The organism is Marinobacter sp. NSM (assembly GCF_052380025.1).
GTDB lineage: Bacteria > Pseudomonadota > Gammaproteobacteria > Pseudomonadales > Oleiphilaceae > Marinobacter.
The window spans coordinates 165,316-181,146 of record NZ_JBQTCK010000003.1 but is presented as its reverse complement, the minus strand read 5'-3'; the positions used below and the strand labels follow the sequence as shown (position 1 = coordinate 181,146).

The following is a 15,831-nucleotide window of genomic DNA, read 5'->3' as shown; positions in this document are numbered from 1 at the left end:
TGAGGTGTAATATGGCACTGTCTGCCAATGAGAAAGCTCAGATCGTTAAGGATTTTCAGCAAGTTGAAGGCGATACCGGTTCTCCTGAAGTTCAGGTTGCACTGCTGAGCGCCAACATCAACAAGCTGCAGGATCACTTCAAGGCCAACAAGCAGGATCACCATTCCCGCCGCGGCCTGATCCGGATGGTAAACCAGCGTCGTAAGCTGCTGGACTACCTCAAGCGTAAAAACGCTGACCGTTACCTGGAACTCATCCAGCGCTTGGGTCTGCGTCGCTAATCCGGTTTAGCGACCTGAAGGCTGGCCCGGGGTTGCCCGGGTTCAGCCGCGCTTCTCTCCCACTGTCTGTGTGTACCCGCTCAGGGGATGCCAGACGGTGTTTATGCTGCAGTTGATTTGTCAGTGAAACCGAAGGATTTACTCTGTCTAATGGAAAGCCGATATTGATAGCAGGTTGTTGAAAAGCCCGGGTGCAGCAAAACTGGCTGCCAGCCATACCGGGGTTTTGCAACAGCCTGTTAGCTTTCAGACGGGTTGCCTTTCGGTTCACAGATCAGACTGCTGCGGTGGTAAAGAAAACCTGGCAAGGGTGCGTGTCACCCGGTCAGGTATTAACCGTTGAAAAAGCAGGAGTTTATTGTGGATCTGCAACCACGTAAGAAAACGTTTGAAATGGGTGGCGAAACCTTCACCCTGGAAACGGGTCGTGTTGCCCGTCAGGCAACCGGTTCGGTTCTGGTGTCTACCGGCGATACCGCTGTTCTGGGTACTGTTGTCGGTGCTAAAGAAGCCAAGCCGGGTCAGCCTTTCTTCCCGCTGACTGTTAACTACTTCGAGAAGACCTACGCGGCCGGTAAAATCCCCGGTGGCTTCTTCAAGCGCGAAGGCCGTCCGTCCGAGAAAGAGACGCTGACTTCCCGTTTGATCGACCGTCCGATCCGCCCGCTGTTCCCGAATGGCTACATGAACGAAGTACAGGTTATCTGTACGGTTATGTCTGCCAGCAAGAACCACGATCCTGACATCGCAGCCATGCTGGCGGCTTCAGCTGCGCTGGCTGTGTCCGGTATTCCGTTCGATGGCCCCATCGGTGCTGCCCGTGTCGGCTTCACCAACGACAAAGGCTACTTCCTGAACCCGACCTTTGAAGAGCTGGCCAGCTCTGACCTGGATATGGTGGTTGCCGGTACCGAAGATGCCGTACTGATGGTTGAATCCGAGGCCAAAGGCCTGACGGAAGATCAGATGCTGGGCGGCGTACTGTTCGGTCACCAGGAAATGCAGGCGGCCATTACCGCCATTAAGGAATTTGCCGCAGAAAACGGCAAGCCGCGCTGGGAATGGCAGCCTGAAGCCGAGAACACCGAACTGCTGAATGCCATCAAGTCCGAGTTCGGTGGTGCGATTGAAGAGGCTTACTCTATTCGTGACAAGATGGCTCGCTACGAGCGTCTGGGCGAGATCAAGGCCGCCGCTGTTGAAAAGCTGGCCGGTGAAGAAGAAGGTCAGCCTTCCGAAGAGCTGGTGAAGAAGTACTTCGGCAAAGTCGAGAAATCAGTGGTTCGCCAGCAGGTTATCGATGGCAAGCCGCGTATCGACGGCCGCGACAACAAGACCGTGCGCCCGATCGAAGTGGAAGTTGGCATTCTGCCGTCTGTTCACGGCTCGGCCCTGTTCACCCGTGGTGAAACTCAGGCCATCGTAACCGCCACTCTGGGTACCACCCGTGACGTGCAGATTATCGATGCGCTTGAAGGCGAGCGTAAAGACCCGTTCCTGTTCCATTACAACTTCCCTCCGTACTCTGTCGGCGAAGCCGGCCGTGTTGGTACGCCGGGCCGTCGTGAAGTGGGTCATGGGCGTCTGGCCAAACGTGGTGTTCTGGCGGTTATGCCGACTCTGGAAGAGTTCCCGTATGCCATTCGTGCGGTTTCCGAGATCACGGAATCCAACGGTTCCAGCTCCATGGCCTCCGTTTGTGGCTCCAGCCTGGCGCTGATGGACGCGGGTGTTCCCATCAAGGCACCGGTTGCCGGTATCGCCATGGGGCTGGTCAAGGAAGGTGACAAGTTTGCCGTTCTGACCGACATCCTGGGCGACGAAGATCACCTGGGCGACATGGACTTCAAGGTTGCCGGTACCAAAGAGGGCGTTACCGCCCTTCAGATGGACATCAAGATCCAGGGCATTACCGACGAAATCATGGAAATCGCTCTGGAGCAGGCCCACGCTGCGCGCCTGCACATCCTGGACGAAATGAACAAGGTAATCTCTGCTCCGCGCTCCGAGCTGTCTGAGCGTGCACCGAGCATCACCACCATCAAGATTCATCCGGACAAGATCCGTGACGTTATCGGTAAGGGCGGTTCTGTGATCCGTTCTATCTGTGACGAGACGGGTGCGTCTATTGATCTGGACGACGATGGCAACGTGAAGATCTACGCCGATAACGCAGCAGCTGCACAAGCTGCAGTGAATCGCGTGAAGGAGATCACCGCCGAGATCGAAGTGGGCGCTATCTACAAGGGCCGCGTTGAGCGGATTGTGGACTTCGGTGCCTTCGTTAACATCCTGCCTGGCAAGGACGGTCTGGTGCACATTTCCCAGATCTCTGAGCGCCGTATCGAGAACGTGACTGACGAGCTGAGCGAAGGTCAGGAAGTTCTGGTGAAGGTGCTGGATGTGGACAACCGTGGTCGCGTTAAGCTGTCCATGAAGGAAGTTAGGGAAGGCGAGCAGCCGACTGACTTCGCTGACTGATTTTTCAGTTAGTCAGTATTGAGAAAACCCGCCTTTTGGCGGGTTTTCTCGTTTCTGGGCCTCGGACTATGGTGCCCTGCAGGGGTTGGGAGAGCCTTTTCAAAAGACGCCACGAGCACTTCCCTGTGCGCTTCGTTCGGGCCATCCATGGCCCTCAAGACTTTTGAGAAGGCTCTCCCAACCCCTGCTCAAACATCGTTAGGGGAGTCTCTTGTCTTTTCGTCCGTGAATGTCCGTGTCGTCAGTGGCTAAAAAGCCTCTTCCATGAATTCGAGCAACGCCTCCCGATACGCCGGGAGAATAAACGTCGCACCATGGGGTGTATCGGTTCTCAGGAAGTGTTTGGGCTGTTCTGCGGCTTCATAAAGGCGCATGCCGTGGTGGAACGGGATGATGCCGTCGCGGGCGCTGTGGATTATTTTGACGGGGACCGGGGCGATGTTGGCGCTGCGGTCTACACCTTCGTAGTCGTCGGTGATGCTCCAGCTCAGGGGGATCTGGAATGGCCAGGTGAGCCAGAATTCTCCGAGTTTTTCGCGGGCGATCAGGCGGAAGCCGGAGAAGGTGCCGTCGAGGATTACGCCGCTGAGTTGGGGTTGTTCGCCGCGTTGCACCCATTCACTGGCGAGGGCAATGCCCAGGCCGCCGCCGAGGCTTTGGCCCAGGAGGAACAGGGGGTGGTCGTTGTCGGGGTGCCGCTCGGCAAGCCAGCGCAGACCGGTTTCGGTGTCGTGCAGGGCGCCTTCTATGTCTGGCGCGCCGGTGGATTGGCCGTAGCCCCGGTAGTCGATGGCAAAGACGTTGTAGCCTTGTTCCGGTAACCACGCGACGTTGAGGATGTGGGCGCTGACGTTCTGGGCGTTGCCGTGCAGGTAATAGACGGTGCCTTTGGCGGGTTCGTCTGTGAGGGCGGGCAGCCACCAGCCGTGGAGGGTTTCGCCATCGGCGGTATCCAGGTAGATGTCTTCATACTCCAGGTTCAGGCGGTCCGGGGTGATGTAGGTTACCTTGTCCGGGTAGAAGAACACGCTGCTGCAGCCGGTTTGCAGCAGGGCGATAAAGGCCAGCAAGATGAGTTGTACTGGACGTTTGCTCAGCCTGAAGTTCATCAGAAATACGCGTGAATGCCAGCCTGCCATGTGCTTTGGTACCTGTTGAAGTGGTCTTCCCGGGTGAATTCGGCAAACAGGCTGAATTTCCGGCCGATGTGCAGATTGCCTTTGAGGTACAGCTGGTCTTGCCGGTGTTGGCTGCTGATGATCCAGGCCTTGGTTTTGGCGCCGGCCAGAAGGCTGAACCGGTTGCTCTGGTGCAACAGGCCCAAGTCAGCGCCCGGGGCGAAGTCGTAGCCGCGGCGGATGTCATCGTCGATTTCCAGGTCGGCGGTGGCGACGGCGAAGGCCTGGGTGTTGTAGTTCAGGCTCCAGCTCCCACCGGCGCCGCCCTCCAGGTAGGGCGTGAGCACTCGCTGTGTGCCGGTGTCTGTGCGCCGCCCGCCGAAGCCTACCTGCCAGGAAATGGGAGAGAAGAACTGGTTGCGAGGGCTCAGGGATCGGATCTCCACACCTACGATCTGTTCCACCTGAAGTTCGTCATTGTCGTGATAGAGCCGGGCGTCCAGCCGCAGGAACTGTAATTGGGCACCAGACCGGTAGCCTTCCGGTGGGTCCAGCACATCATGGTAAGCGGGGCGCAGGGTGAGCTGGGTGAACTCAGCGTGGTCCAGTTGGCCACTGCCGAGGCTTGCCCGAAAGGTGTCGTGGCCCTGGTCGTCGCGAACCAAAGGCTCCGGGACAGGAGGTATCTCCGGCGCGTCGTCTATCCGGCTGCGTGAAATCAGTAGCTGATGCGACAGGGGGGCGGAAAATTCCCTTGGCCAGCCACGGGCTTCGCTTTGATAGCGCACGTAATCGTAGGTGGCGTCCAGTACCCAAGCTCTTTCCTGTGTCGAGAGCTGTTGCATCTCAGGGCCATCCACCTGTACGTAACCATTGGCGATGGCTGCGGCCAGGGTTTGATGGTCGCGGGGCAGGGTGTCCAGGGTGTGGCTCACCGCTGTCGCTGCCGAGGGCCGGTAATGAATACTTTCCACAAGGTCGGCATCGCGAACCCAGCGAACGGTGTCAGACGGAATCGCGTGCGTGCTCACTTCACCCAGCAGGTTGGTGCCCGGGCGCGCGGCATCAATCAGTGCCAGCAAGCGGTAGGCACAGTTCTCGTCAAAGAAGTAATAATCGAAATTCTTGTCCTGAATCTCCCAGGTATGGGCCAGCATGGTGTCGACTTCTGGCTGGGTCAGGTTCAGGGTGTATTCCCAAAGATCCCGGTGTTCAATGTCGTTGTACAGCCGGATCATTTCGTAATAGGGGCGGATGGAGGTAATCCCGGGATAACCGCCGAAAATGCCCCGGTAGGCAAACAGCAGCTCGCTGTCGTGCTCGGCGGCGTCCGCTGCGTAAGAAATGGTATTGGCCAGCAGCAGGTCGGCTTCTTCATCCTTCTGGGGTGGGTCCAGTCGCAGGAAGGTGTGGCCGAACATGGACGACGGGCTGTTCAGGTAAGAGGCGGCAAAGACCAGTGTGACCTTCTCGGTGTTCAGTTCGGCGGCCCACTCGTCATAGGCCGGGCAGCCGACAGGGTCATCCGGCAGGTCGAGCTGCTCCCGAAGCCAGACATCGCGGGCCGGAAAGCGGCATCGGGCGTGATCGTCGCCGTCGCCGGGTTGCTGAATGGCGGCAAGGGTCGCCTCCAGCTCTTCCCTGGGTGAGGTTTTGCCGTTCTCACTCAGGAAGAACGCAGGGTCGTCCGCCTGGCTGGTGTAGCCAGCGCCAAATCGGTCAGGCTGGTAGTGGCCAAGGGTCAGCCATACCGGGTGGTGGTGCAGTTCATCGGGTGTAACGGCAAGGGCGGCCTGAGCCGAGAGTGAGCATGCAAGCCACAGAGCGGCCTGCCGGGGGCGCAAGATGTTACCCATAGGGGAGATCAGAGTCCGGATTGCGATTGGGTGCAGGAGGGCGCCATCCGTGGCGCCGCGTTAATCCTTTGGGAATGCGTTATTACGCAGCCACGTACTTGCTCAGAGACTCGTTCTGTTCAAGCAGGGAAACGATAGCATCTACCGCTTCACCAGAGGTGGTGTCAGAGTTCGGGAAAATGCTGGCAAAGTTGTCTTGCAGCACTTTGCGGAAGGCCTCACGGTCAGCCGCGTCTACACCCAGCAGCACTGCCAGGGTTTCCAGGTTTTCACCGGAACCACGGGACATGTCACGGGCAACCTTGTCGATGTTGCTGTCCATGTACATGGCCATGGACTGAACAGACTGGTTAGTCTGGCAGCCGAGGGTACCGGTAGTCATACCGAAGGTCTGGTTACCGAAGGTTCCGTTGGTGGTGGCGGCCAGAACGTGCGGCGCAATGCCGGACTGTCCTTTCCAGATCATGGCGCCTACGCCACAGCCAGGCTGAGCGAATGCCATGGAGGAAGCACCAAGAAGAATTGCACCTGCGATCAGTTTTTTCATTATCCACTCCTTTATGTGGTTTTTTGCTTTCGTCGCATACCCTGCAACCTGTAAGTCCTGAATCGGCTGCAAGCTAACGGCCCCGATATGGTTACCGGTGATTGGTGTGACCGTTGGGTTCAGTATAGATGAAAACCCGTATTTGGGAAGAATACAAACTGACGGATTAAAGGGTTATTGATATCTGTCACTCCGAATTCTGTCGTTGTCGGCGGCGGGTAACGATCACCCGCCCAGATAAGCCTCCCGCACCTCCGGGTTGGCTAACAGGTTTTTACCCGTATCGTGCAGCCGGATGCGCCCGGTTTCCAGCACATAACCCCGGTCGGCCAGGTTCAGGGCCTGATGGGCGTTCTGTTCCACCAGGAACACGGTAATGCCTTCCTCTCGCAACTGTCCGATGATCTCGAAGATCTGCTTGATGATAATCGGCGCCAGACCCAGTGACGGCTCATCCAGGATGATCATCCTGGGCTTGCTCATCAGGGCCCGGCCGATCGCCAGCATCTGCTGCTCGCCGCCAGACATAGTGCCGGCCCGCTGGTGTTCCCGCTCCTTCAGGCGGGGGAACAGCTCGTACACGTGATCCTGGCTTTTACGGATCTCGGCCTTGGTGTTGAAGAACCCGCCCATGGCCAGGTTCTCTTCCACGGTCAGCCCGGAGAAGACCCTCCGGCCCTCAGGCACGATAGCGATACCGGAGCGCATGATGTTGGAGGTGGCGTCATTGGTAATATCCCGGCCTTCCAGGATCACCCGCCCGGCACTGGCTTGGGGGTTGCCGCAAACGGTCATCAACAGCGTGGTTTTGCCCGCGCCGTTGGCGCCGATCAGCGAGACGATCTCGCCTTTGTTCACTTCAACCGATACCCCGTGCAAGGCCTCGATCTTGCCGTAGTGGGTGTGCACGTTTTCCAGTACTAGCATGGTGTTTCCTCAGGCCTCGCCCAGATAAGCTTTGATAACGTCATCGTTCTGGCGCACTTCGTCCGGTGTGCCTGCAGCCAGGGGACGGCCCTGGTTGATCACGGTAATCCGATCGGAGATGTCCATCACCAGGCTCATATCGTGCTCGATCAACAGTACCGAGACGTTATAGTCCTCTTTGAGGCTGACAATCAGTTGATTGAGGTCTTTGGTTTCTGCCGGGTTCAGGCCAGCTGCGGGTTCATCCAGCATCAGCAGTTTGGGCTCGGTCACCATGCAGCGGGCAATCTCTAGGCGCCGTTGCTGGCCGTAGGCCAGGTTGCCGGCATCCCGGTTGGCAAGCTCAAGCAGACCCACCCGCTCCAGCCAGTAGGCTGCCCGGTCCAGGGATTTCTGCTCCCGTGATCGGTAGTTGGGGGTTTTAATCAGTCCGGACAGCAGGTTGGTGTTCAGGTGCCGATGCTGGGCCACCAGAAGGTTTTCCACCACGGTCATTTTGTTGAACAGGCGAACGTGCTGAAAGGTCCGCACCATGCCCAGCCGCGAGATTTTGTAGTCGGGCTTGCCTTGCACCTCTTTGCCTTCGAACAGGATCTTGCCACCACTGGGTTTGTAGAACCCGCTGATGCAGTTAAACACTGTGGTTTTGCCGGCACCGTTTGGCCCGATGATGGAAACGATTTCGTGTTCCTGCACATCCAGGCTGACCTGATCGACTGCCAGCAGGCCGCCGAAGCGCATGGACAGATTTTTTACATCCAGCATGTCTGTCACTCCTGCCGTTTTAGTTCAATGTGAATCCGACGCATGGGCATCAGACCCTGTGGCCGCCACACCATCATCAGCACCATGGCTGCACCGAACACCAGCATACGGTAGTCGGCAAACTCACGGGCCAGTTCCGGCAATATGGTGACCGCAATGGCGGCGAGTATGACGCCGATTTGCGAGCCCATACCGCCGAGCACCACAATGGCCAGAATGATGGCGGATTCAAGGAACACGAACGACTCCGGGCTGATAAAGCCCTGCTTGGAGGCAAACACGGTACCGGCAAAGCCGGCAAAAAATGCACCGATGGTAAACGCAGACAGCTTCACCGCGGTGCGGCTGAGGCCCAGAGAACGGGCAGCAATTTCATCTTCCCGCAAGGCTTCCCAGGCGCGGCCCACTGGCATGCGCATCAGGCGGCGGATCACCAGAGCGGTCATCACCGCCAGTACCAGGGCTATCAGGTACAGGAAAATCACCTTGTGCTCGCCGCTGTATGCAATGCCAAAGGTTTCGTGGAACGAGGTATTGCCTTCTTCCTTAACGCGCCGGCCGAATTCCATACCGAACAAAGTGGGCTCGGGAATGCCACCGATACCATTTGGGCCGCCGGTGATGGAGGTCCAGTTATTCAGCAAAATCCGGATTATCTCCCCGAAACCAAGTGTCACGATGGCCAGGTAGTCACCGCGCAATCGCAGTACGGGAAAACCCAGTACCAGGCCGAACAGGGCGGCGAGCAGGGCGCCAATGGGTAAGGCCATCCAGAATGAAATGCCCATGTACTGGGACAGCAGGGCAAAGGTATAGGCACCCACGGCGTAGAAAGCGACGTAGCCAAGATCGAGCAGCCCGGCCAGGCCAACCACCACGTTCAGGCCGAGGGCGAGCATCACGTAGATAAGCACCAGAGTGGCCAGATCCACTGAACCCCGAGACACAAAGAACGGCCAGAACAGGGCCAGCACAATGATGCCGGTCAGGGCCCAGGACTCCAGTTTTACCCGCTTGGCCTGGGGCAGGGGCTCCCGGCCAGCCAGCGGGTTCAGTGCCGGCAGCTTGCCGAGATTTCCCATGATGGTGTCACGATACAGCTGGAAGAAAAACACAATGGCGGCGGCTACGAACACCGAAATAATGGTGCTGGCATCAGCGCCTTCAAGGCCGACCCGGGTGCCCCGGGCCACCAGGTTAAGGCCCAGGATGGGGAAGGCGATGACCATGGTGACCACCGCGCAGAACAAGGCATGTTTGAAGTTGTGTGCTGCCATCAGATCTTCTCAACCTCCGGTTTGCCCAGCAGTCCGGTGGGTTTGAACAGCAGAATCAGAATCAGCAGGCTGAACGACACCACGTCTTTATACTCTCCGCTCAGATAGCCGGAGGTCATGCTTTCGGCAACGCCCAGAATCAGCCCGCCGAGCATGGCGCCGGGAATGCTGCCGATGCCGCCGAGCACCGCCGCAGTAAAGGCTTTCAGGCCGGCGATAAAACCGAACAAGGGGTCCACCGAGCCGTAGTACATGCCCAACAGCAAGCCAGCCACCGCCGCCAGTGCGGCGCCGATCACGAAGGTGGCGGAGATGATGCGGTTAGTATCAATGCCCAGCAGGTTGGCCATGCCCAGATCCTGGGATACGGCCCGGCAGGCGCGGCCGATGCGCGAACGGGCAATAAATAGCGAAAGGATTGTCATGCAGACCAGGGTGGTGATGAAGATGGTGATCTGCATGTAGGAAATCGACAGCTGGAAGCCTTCGCCCGTACCAAAACGGAAGCTGCCATCAATCAGCGCCGGGAAGCCAACATTGCGTGAGCCTTGCGCCAGGTGAACATAGTTTTGCAGGAAGATGGACATGCCGATGGCAGAGATCAGCGGAATCAGCCGGTGCCGGCCGCGCACTGGCCGGTAGGCTACCCTTTCCACCGCCCAGCCCATGGAGCTGGATACGATCATGGCGCAGATCAGCGCGACGATCAGCACCAGTGGTAACCAGGCGATGCCCAGGGTGGCGAGGCCAGTGATGGCGATCAGCGCGGTGTAGGCACCGATCATGTAGATCTCACCATGGGCGAAGTTGATCATGCCGATGATGCCGTAAACCATCGTATAGCCGATGGCGATCAGGGCATAGGTGCTGCCGATCGTCAGCCCGTTAATGAGCTGCTGTGAGAAATAAAGGAGGTCTTGCATCTGTGTGGAACTCCGAATGCCTGCTGCCCGCACTCCTTGTCCCTTTGACGGGTTGGCCGTCTGGTCGCAAAGCGGGTCAGCAGAAGCCCAGAAAAACACCTTCCCCCGGGTCGCGGCGGGAAGGTGTTCTCATAATGACCGTCTGTAAACGATGTTGGCTCAGTTGACCGGAGTCTTGCTGCCGTCAGAGTGCCATTCGTAGACGACAAACTCGAAGGACTCCATATCGCCCGCCTGGTTGTACTGAACGGTACCGATGGGCGTTTCGAAAGTGCCGGAGCGCAGGGCCTTGGCCACTTCAAACGGATCTTTGGTGCCGGCCTGTTCGATGCCGTCGGCAACCAGCTGAACAGCGGTATAGGAGGTGAGAACAAATGGGCCGGATGGGTCTTCACCCTTGTCAGCGAAGGCGGCTACCAGATCCTGGTTCTCTTCTTTCTCGTCAAAGCTGGGCGGCAGGGTAACCAGCAGGCCTTCGGCGGCTTCGCCGGCAATAGTATTGATGTCTTTGTTGCCAACGCCTTCAGGCCCCATGAACTTCGCGTCCACGTCTGCCTGGCGTGCCTGGCGAAGGATCAAACCAAGCTCCGGGTGGTAGCCGCCGTAGTAGACGAAATCCACGTTGGCCTGTTTGATTTTGGTAACCAGTGACGAGAAGTCTTTGTCACCGGCGGTGATGCCTTCAAACATGGCCACTTCCACACCGGCATTGCGCAGGGTGTCTCGTACCGCAGTAGCAATGCCCTCACCATACTGCTGTTTGTCGTGGATGACGGCGACCTTATTCGGGTTCTGGCTGACGATGTACTCACCGGCGACCGGTCCCTGCATGCTGTCCAGGCCGATGGTACGGAACACCAACTCATAACCACGCTGGGTAATTTCCGGGCTGGTCGAGGCCGGGGTAATCATCAGTATGCCTTCGTCTTCATAGATATCAGACGCCGGCTGGGTAGAGCTGGAACACAGGTGACCCACCACGTATTGAACGCCCTGGTTGACCAGGCGGTTGGCAACGGTGACGGCCTGCTTGGGGTCACACACGTCATCTACCTCTACGCCTACCAGTTGTTCGCCCATAACACCGCCGGCAGCGTTGATGCGTTCAATGGCCATGCGGGCGCCAGAAAACTGCATATCACCATACTGGGCAACGGGGCCGGTCATCGGGCCGGCAATACCAATTCGGATTTCAGCGGCGGCCTGGCCGGCGGCCATCAGAGCAACAGAAGCGCCTACAGCGGTAGCGAGTTCCTTAACGGACATTTTCATCGTGATGTTCCTGTTTGTCAGGGTTATTGTTATGTTCTCAGAGACTTAAACAAACACCACAGCCAGCTGCTTGTCAAGCAGATCGGGCCAGGGTTTGCTCTGGAACACAGCGTCGCTTTCTCCGTTTGGATTAGCAAGCTCTGTGCCGGTCTCTGTGATGTTATGCGTCCGTGCTGTCGTCCTGATCGGTAAAGACCAGAGTCCTGTAACTTTCGTGATCGTGCAGTGGCTCGAAACTGGGGTCGACGGAGGCATCGTCCCGGTAGGCTTCTGAGATGTCGATGGCCTTTTCCAGGGTGCTGACGGCGTCTTCCCAGCGGCCAATCTCGGCGTAGGCGCAGGCCAGCTGGTAATGGGCATGGCCGTTATCCGGAGCCAGCTTCAGTGCCCGTTGGCACAAGCTGATGGCCCAGAGAGGTTCGCGCATTTCCAGCACGGCATCGGCTTTGTAGCTCAGAGCTTCCACATCATCAGGGCGCAGGTCCAGAATCTGGTCGTAGGCGGAGATCTTGTTTTGCTGGGAGGTCTCCTGGCTTGCCTTCAACCAGAGCGCGTGCACCTCGTTAGTGCGTTCGATCTCTGCCTGGTTTTGATGAATGATCTCGGATTTCTGCTGCAGCTGTTCTTCAATGGATTTCAGGCGCTTCTCGTACTCCACCACCAGTTCATTCACCCGTTTCTCGGCCAGGCTGGTGAGCTGGTTGCGCATGTCGCGGATCGAGTTCCAGCCAATCACCACCAGAATGGAGGTGGCGCCGGCAATCAGGTAAAAGAAGTAGGTGACGGTATCAGTGGCGTAGGACATGGTTTTGTCGGCAACCGACAATTCCTTGTCGACCACTTTTTCAATTAACTCGGCCCGGGTGTTCTGCATCTCCTGCCGCAACGCTTTCACTTCATCCAGCAGATAGCGCTCCACGAATGGATTGTACAGGGGGCTTTCCAGTTCACCGATGCGCTCTTCAACGTCTTCGTCCGTCACTTGCTGGGCTTGAATAGCGCTGGTGAAGGTAATGGCAAGAGCGAATGCGAGGTAAAACCTGATCATCAACCGTTTCCGTATTGTGTGTGAGTGGCAGGCTGCTGACCTTAGCATAGTGGCGGGCGGAAATAATGCCGCATTGGTGGTAGGTGCGTGCAAGTTCGCTTCGGAAGCAAGCTAGGTAATACTGCCCACTTGCAATTACCAGTGCAAAGACCTCTAATTATTAGAGGTATAAACAACTCGTTGATTCTGGAGCAGTGGTGTGAACAATTACGAGCAGGTGTTGGTGGCGCTTCGGCGGGTTATCCGGGCGACCGATCTTCATTCCAAACGGTTGAGCAAGCACGCCGGGCTGACAGGGCCACAGCTGTTGATCATGCGCACTATCCGGGATCTCGGGGAGGTGACGATTGGCACCATCGCCGAAAATGTCAGCCTTAGCCAGGCTACCGTAACCACCATCCTGGATCGCCTGGAGCTGCGCAAACTGGTGTACCGGGTGCGCAGCACACAGGATAAGCGCAAAGTACACGCGCACCTGACCGAAGAGGGCGCCGAGATACTCGCCCGCGCGCCAAACCCGCTGCAGGAAGACTTCATCGCCAAGTTCCAGAGCCTGGCCGAATGGGAGCAAACCATGATTCTGGCCTCCTTGCAGCGGGTAGCGAACATGATGGATGCCGACGATATTGATGCGTCGCCGGTGCTGACGGTGGGTTCTGTGCTCAAGGATGACGGCTGGAAGGAAAAAGCCTGACCGGGGTCTTTAGGGGTCTGTCCCCGAATGGGGACTGACCCACTTTTGCCCGTCTATACCACCAAACTCAAACCCATGGGTTCCAAAATGGGTCAGTCCCCATTCGGGGACAGACCCCTGGGACAGACCCTATTACTAGTGCACACTAGACCCCTGCCTGGGCTTATTCCCAAAACATACCTGAAACACATCGTTGTAGTGCTTCGCAAAATTCACCGAGATGCCTTCCTTGAGATACTCCGGCAGCTCCTCGTAATCTCCGCGGTTGGCCTCCGGCAGTATCAGGTTATTGATTTTCTGCCGCCGCGCCGCAATCACCTTTTCCCGAATACCGCCCACGGGCAGCACCTGCCCGGTTAGTGTCAGTTCGCCGGTCATCGCAATGTTCTGCTGTGGCGCTTCCTTGCGGGCGATGGAGAGCAGGGCGGTGGCCATGGTGACGCCGGCACTGGGCCCATCTTTTGGGGTGGCGCCTTCGGGTACGTGCAGATGCACGAAGGATTTATCAAAGAAGGTCGGGTCGCCTTTGAAGCGCTTCAGGTTGGATGACACAAAACTGTAGGCTATTTCCGCCGACTCTTTCATGACATCCCCCAGCTGCCCGGTGAGCTTGAAACCTCGCTGGCTGCTGTGGATGCGGGAGGCTTCAATACTCAGGGTGGCGCCACCCATGGCGGTCCAGGCCAGGCCGGTGACTACACCGGTGCCTTTCAGGGATTTTTCTTTCCTGAATGCCGGCTGGCCCAGGTAGTCCGGCAAATCGGCAACGCCCACCTTGACCGGCTGGTCCGGGTTTTCCAGCAGCTTCACGATGCCCTTGCGGATGATCTTGTGCAGCAGTTTTTCCAGGTTCCGCACGCCGGCTTCCCGGGCGTAACCTTCGATCACCTGGCGGATTGCCGCATCGGTAATATTCAGTTGCTTCTTCAGAAGCCCTGCCCGCTTCAACAGTCGAGGCACCAGGTGGTGCTTGGCGATGGCCAGCTTCTCTTCACCAATGTATCCGGACAGGCGAATCACATCCATCCGGTCCAGCAGCGGGCGCGGGATGGTGTCCAGCTGGTTGGCGGTGCACACGAACAGCACCTTGGACAGGTCCATGCGCACATCCAGGTAGTGGTCCAGGAATTCCCGGTTCTGTTCCGGGTCCAGGGTTTCCAGCAGGGCCGAGGCCGGGTCGCCCTGATAAGACGAGCCGATCTTGTCGATCTCATCCAGCATGATCACCGGGTTGGCGACCTTGCAGTCTTTCAAGGCCTGTACGAACTTGCCGGGCATGGCGCCGATGTAGGTGCGGCGGTGGCCCTTGATTTCAGCTTCATCGCGCATACCGCCCACGCTGAACCGGTAAAACTCCCGGCCCAGGGCATCGGCCACTGAGTGGCCAATGGAGGTTTTGCCCACCCCCGGCGGGCCTACCAGAAGCAGTATGGAACCACTTACTTCGCCCTTGAAGGTGCCCTCGGCCAGAAACTCAATGATGCGGTCTTTCACATCGGCCAGGCCGTCGTGGTCCCGGTCCAGGATGCGACGGGCCTCGGCCAGGTCGAAATGGTCCTCAGAATGCACGCCCCAGGGCACCTGGGTAATCCAGTCCAGGTAGTTGCGGGTAACGCCGTATTCCGGTGAGCCCTGTTCCAGCACCTGCAGCTTCTGGATTTCATCTTTGAACCGCTCCTGCACGGCTTCCGGCGGATTCAGTTTTGCCATGCGCGCTTCAAAGCGCTCCAAATCCGCGGTTTTGTCGTCCTTGGCAATGCCAAGCTCTCGCTGGATGACTTTCAGTTGTTCGCGCAGGAAGAATTCGCGCTGGTGCTTCTGCACCTTCTCGTTCACTTCCTCGTTGATCTCTGATTGCAGGCGAGCCACCTCCTGCTCCTTGCGCATCAGTAGCAGCACTCTCTCCATGCGCCGGAGCAGGGGCACGGTATCCAGAACATCCTGCAACTCGCGGCCCGGGGCGCTGGTCATGGAGGCGCCGAAATCCGCCAGGGGCGAGCTGTCTTCCGGGCCAAACCGGGACAGGTACTGTTTTACCTCTTCCCCGTACAGCGGGTTGGTGCGCAGCAGTTCCTTGATGGCCGCAATGATGGCCAGGGTATAGGCTTTGAGCTCATCGGCCGGTTCTTCCGGCTCCTCCGGGTATTCCACTTCCACCAGGTAGGGTGGGCGCCGGCGCAGCCACTGAACGATTTTGAACCGCTGCATGCCCTGGGCAATAAATTGAACCTTGCCACCCTCGCCCTGGGCATGGTGAACCTTCACCGCACAACCCATGGTTTCCAGTTCATCGCTGGCGGGAATGCCGGTGTCGGATTCCGGGTTCTCCACAAAGCAAATGCCCAAAACTTTATGGTCGGTTTCGCCCACCCGCTTCAGGGTTTCCTGCCATGGGTCCTGGTTGACCACCACCGGCTGCACCTGGGCCGGAAAAAACGGCCGGTTCGACACCGGTAACACATACATGCGCCGCGGCCGGGCCTGCTGGGGCAAAACCAGGCCCGTGCTGTTCTCATCTTTGCCAATGTACTCGGTAACGTCTTCTTCAAAGTCTTCCAGGGAGTCTTTTCGGTTCTCGTCATTCATACCGTGCTGCTCTCAAGGCTGAGTGGTTAAAGACCTATGTGACGGCATTGGCGAGA

13 protein-coding genes are annotated in these 15,831 nt (G+C 57.9%); 3 read left to right on the top strand and 10 right to left on the bottom strand.

The features are described 5' to 3' along the window. Window positions 1–11: 11 nt before the first annotated feature. Together rpsO and pnp are read left to right on the top strand one after the other, a co-directional pair. Window positions 12–281, top strand: a complete 270-nt coding sequence (rpsO, locus tag ACTZWX_RS08490; RefSeq protein WP_058092554.1) for a 30S ribosomal protein S15 — start codon at window positions 12–14, stop codon at window positions 279–281. A 366-nt stretch (window positions 282–647) separates the two neighbouring features. After that, window positions 648–2,762 carry a polyribonucleotide nucleotidyltransferase gene (gene pnp, locus ACTZWX_RS08485; protein ID WP_444713851.1) on the top strand — a complete coding sequence of 705 codons (2,115 nt, stop codon included), beginning with the start codon at window positions 648–650 and terminating at the stop codon, window positions 2,760–2,762. Between the two features lie 248 nt (window positions 2,763–3,010). On the opposite strand, the gene ACTZWX_RS08480 is transcribed toward pnp, so the two are convergent. The 9 genes from ACTZWX_RS08480 to ACTZWX_RS08440 all read right to left on the bottom strand — a co-directional run bounded on the left by ACTZWX_RS08480 (window position 3,011) and on the right by ACTZWX_RS08440 (window position 12,495). Then, window positions 3,011–3,901 (bottom strand): alpha/beta hydrolase, encoded by an 891-nt coding sequence (locus ACTZWX_RS08480; RefSeq protein WP_444713564.1) that lies wholly within the window; start codon window positions 3,899–3,901, stop codon window positions 3,011–3,013. Next, complete coding sequence (locus ACTZWX_RS08475) at window positions 3,871–5,736, bottom strand: Lnb N-terminal periplasmic domain-containing protein (RefSeq protein ID WP_444713563.1); 1,866 nt, start codon at window positions 5,734–5,736, stop codon at window positions 3,871–3,873. Before ACTZWX_RS08475 ends, ACTZWX_RS08480 begins: the two co-directional genes overlap by 31 nt. A gap of 82 nt (window positions 5,737–5,818) precedes the next feature. Next, window positions 5,819–6,283, bottom strand: coding sequence for a DUF3015 domain-containing protein (locus ACTZWX_RS08470; RefSeq protein WP_444713562.1), 465 nt, complete (start codon window positions 6,281–6,283; stop codon window positions 5,819–5,821). A gap of 225 nt (window positions 6,284–6,508) precedes the next feature. Next, window positions 6,509–7,210 carry an ABC transporter ATP-binding protein gene (locus tag ACTZWX_RS08465; protein ID WP_444713561.1) on the bottom strand — a complete coding sequence of 234 codons (702 nt, stop codon included), beginning with the start codon at window positions 7,208–7,210 and terminating at the stop codon, window positions 6,509–6,511. 9 nt (window positions 7,211–7,219) lie between these two features. Further along, window positions 7,220–7,975 carry a high-affinity branched-chain amino acid ABC transporter ATP-binding protein LivG gene (gene livG / locus ACTZWX_RS08460; protein WP_444713560.1) on the bottom strand — a complete coding sequence of 252 codons (756 nt, stop codon included), beginning with the start codon at window positions 7,973–7,975 and terminating at the stop codon, window positions 7,220–7,222. A gap of 5 nt (window positions 7,976–7,980) precedes the next feature. Beyond that, a complete protein-coding gene (locus tag ACTZWX_RS08455; RefSeq protein ID WP_444713559.1) occupies window positions 7,981–9,252 on the bottom strand; it encodes a high-affinity branched-chain amino acid ABC transporter permease LivM in 1,272 nt (423 codons plus the stop codon). Continuing rightward, window positions 9,252–10,175, bottom strand: coding sequence for a high-affinity branched-chain amino acid ABC transporter permease LivH (livH, locus tag ACTZWX_RS08450; RefSeq protein ID WP_072678122.1), 924 nt, complete (start codon window positions 10,173–10,175; stop codon window positions 9,252–9,254). The genes ACTZWX_RS08455 and livH overlap by 1 nt, the downstream gene beginning before the upstream one ends. Window positions 10,176–10,334: 159 nt before the next feature. Beyond that, window positions 10,335–11,447, bottom strand: a complete 1,113-nt coding sequence (locus tag ACTZWX_RS08445; RefSeq protein WP_444713558.1) for a branched-chain amino acid ABC transporter substrate-binding protein — start codon at window positions 11,445–11,447, stop codon at window positions 10,335–10,337. A gap of 160 nt (window positions 11,448–11,607) precedes the next feature. Beyond that, window positions 11,608–12,495: a TPR end-of-group domain-containing protein gene (locus tag ACTZWX_RS08440; protein WP_354446144.1), complete on the bottom strand. Its 888-nt coding sequence runs from the start codon at window positions 12,493–12,495 to the stop codon at window positions 11,608–11,610. Between the two features lie 199 nt (window positions 12,496–12,694). Between ACTZWX_RS08440 and ACTZWX_RS08435 the strand changes: the two genes are divergently transcribed. Then, a complete protein-coding gene (locus ACTZWX_RS08435) occupies window positions 12,695–13,189 on the top strand; it encodes a MarR family winged helix-turn-helix transcriptional regulator (RefSeq protein WP_106694135.1) in 495 nt (164 codons plus the stop codon). A gap of 135 nt (window positions 13,190–13,324) precedes the next feature. Here ACTZWX_RS08435 and lon read toward each other — a convergent pair whose 3' ends face one another. Then, window positions 13,325–15,775: an endopeptidase La gene (lon, locus tag ACTZWX_RS08430; RefSeq protein ID WP_444713557.1), complete on the bottom strand. Its 2,451-nt coding sequence runs from the start codon at window positions 15,773–15,775 to the stop codon at window positions 13,325–13,327. Window positions 15,776–15,831: the final 56 nt, after the last annotated feature.

Coding starts and splice junctions, on each gene's coding strand:
- rpsO (WP_058092554.1), top strand. CDS start 12: ATGGCACTGTCTGCCAATGAGAAAGCTCAGATCGTTAAGGATTTTCAG.
- ACTZWX_RS08480 (WP_444713564.1), bottom strand. CDS start 3,901: ATGGCAGGCTGGCATTCACGCGTATTTCTGATGAACTTCAGGCTGAGC.
- ACTZWX_RS08475 (WP_444713563.1), bottom strand. CDS start 5,736: ATGGGTAACATCTTGCGCCCCCGGCAGGCCGCTCTGTGGCTTGCATGC.
- ACTZWX_RS08470 (WP_444713562.1), bottom strand. CDS start 6,283: ATGAAAAAACTGATCGCAGGTGCAATTCTTCTTGGTGCTTCCTCCATG.
- ACTZWX_RS08465 (WP_444713561.1), bottom strand. CDS start 7,210: ATGCTAGTACTGGAAAACGTGCACACCCACTACGGCAAGATCGAGGCC.
- livG (WP_444713560.1), bottom strand. CDS start 7,975: ATGCTGGATGTAAAAAATCTGTCCATGCGCTTCGGCGGCCTGCTGGCA.
- ACTZWX_RS08455 (WP_444713559.1), bottom strand. CDS start 9,252: ATGGCAGCACACAACTTCAAACATGCCTTGTTCTGCGCGGTGGTCACC.
- livH (WP_072678122.1), bottom strand. CDS start 10,175: ATGCAAGACCTCCTTTATTTCTCACAGCAGCTCATTAACGGGCTGACG.
- ACTZWX_RS08445 (WP_444713558.1), bottom strand. CDS start 11,447: ATGAAAATGTCCGTTAAGGAACTCGCTACCGCTGTAGGCGCTTCTGTT.
- ACTZWX_RS08440 (WP_354446144.1), bottom strand. CDS start 12,495: ATGATCAGGTTTTACCTCGCATTCGCTCTTGCCATTACCTTCACCAGC.
- lon (WP_444713557.1), bottom strand. CDS start 15,775: ATGAATGACGAGAACCGAAAAGACTCCCTGGAAGACTTTGAAGAAGAC.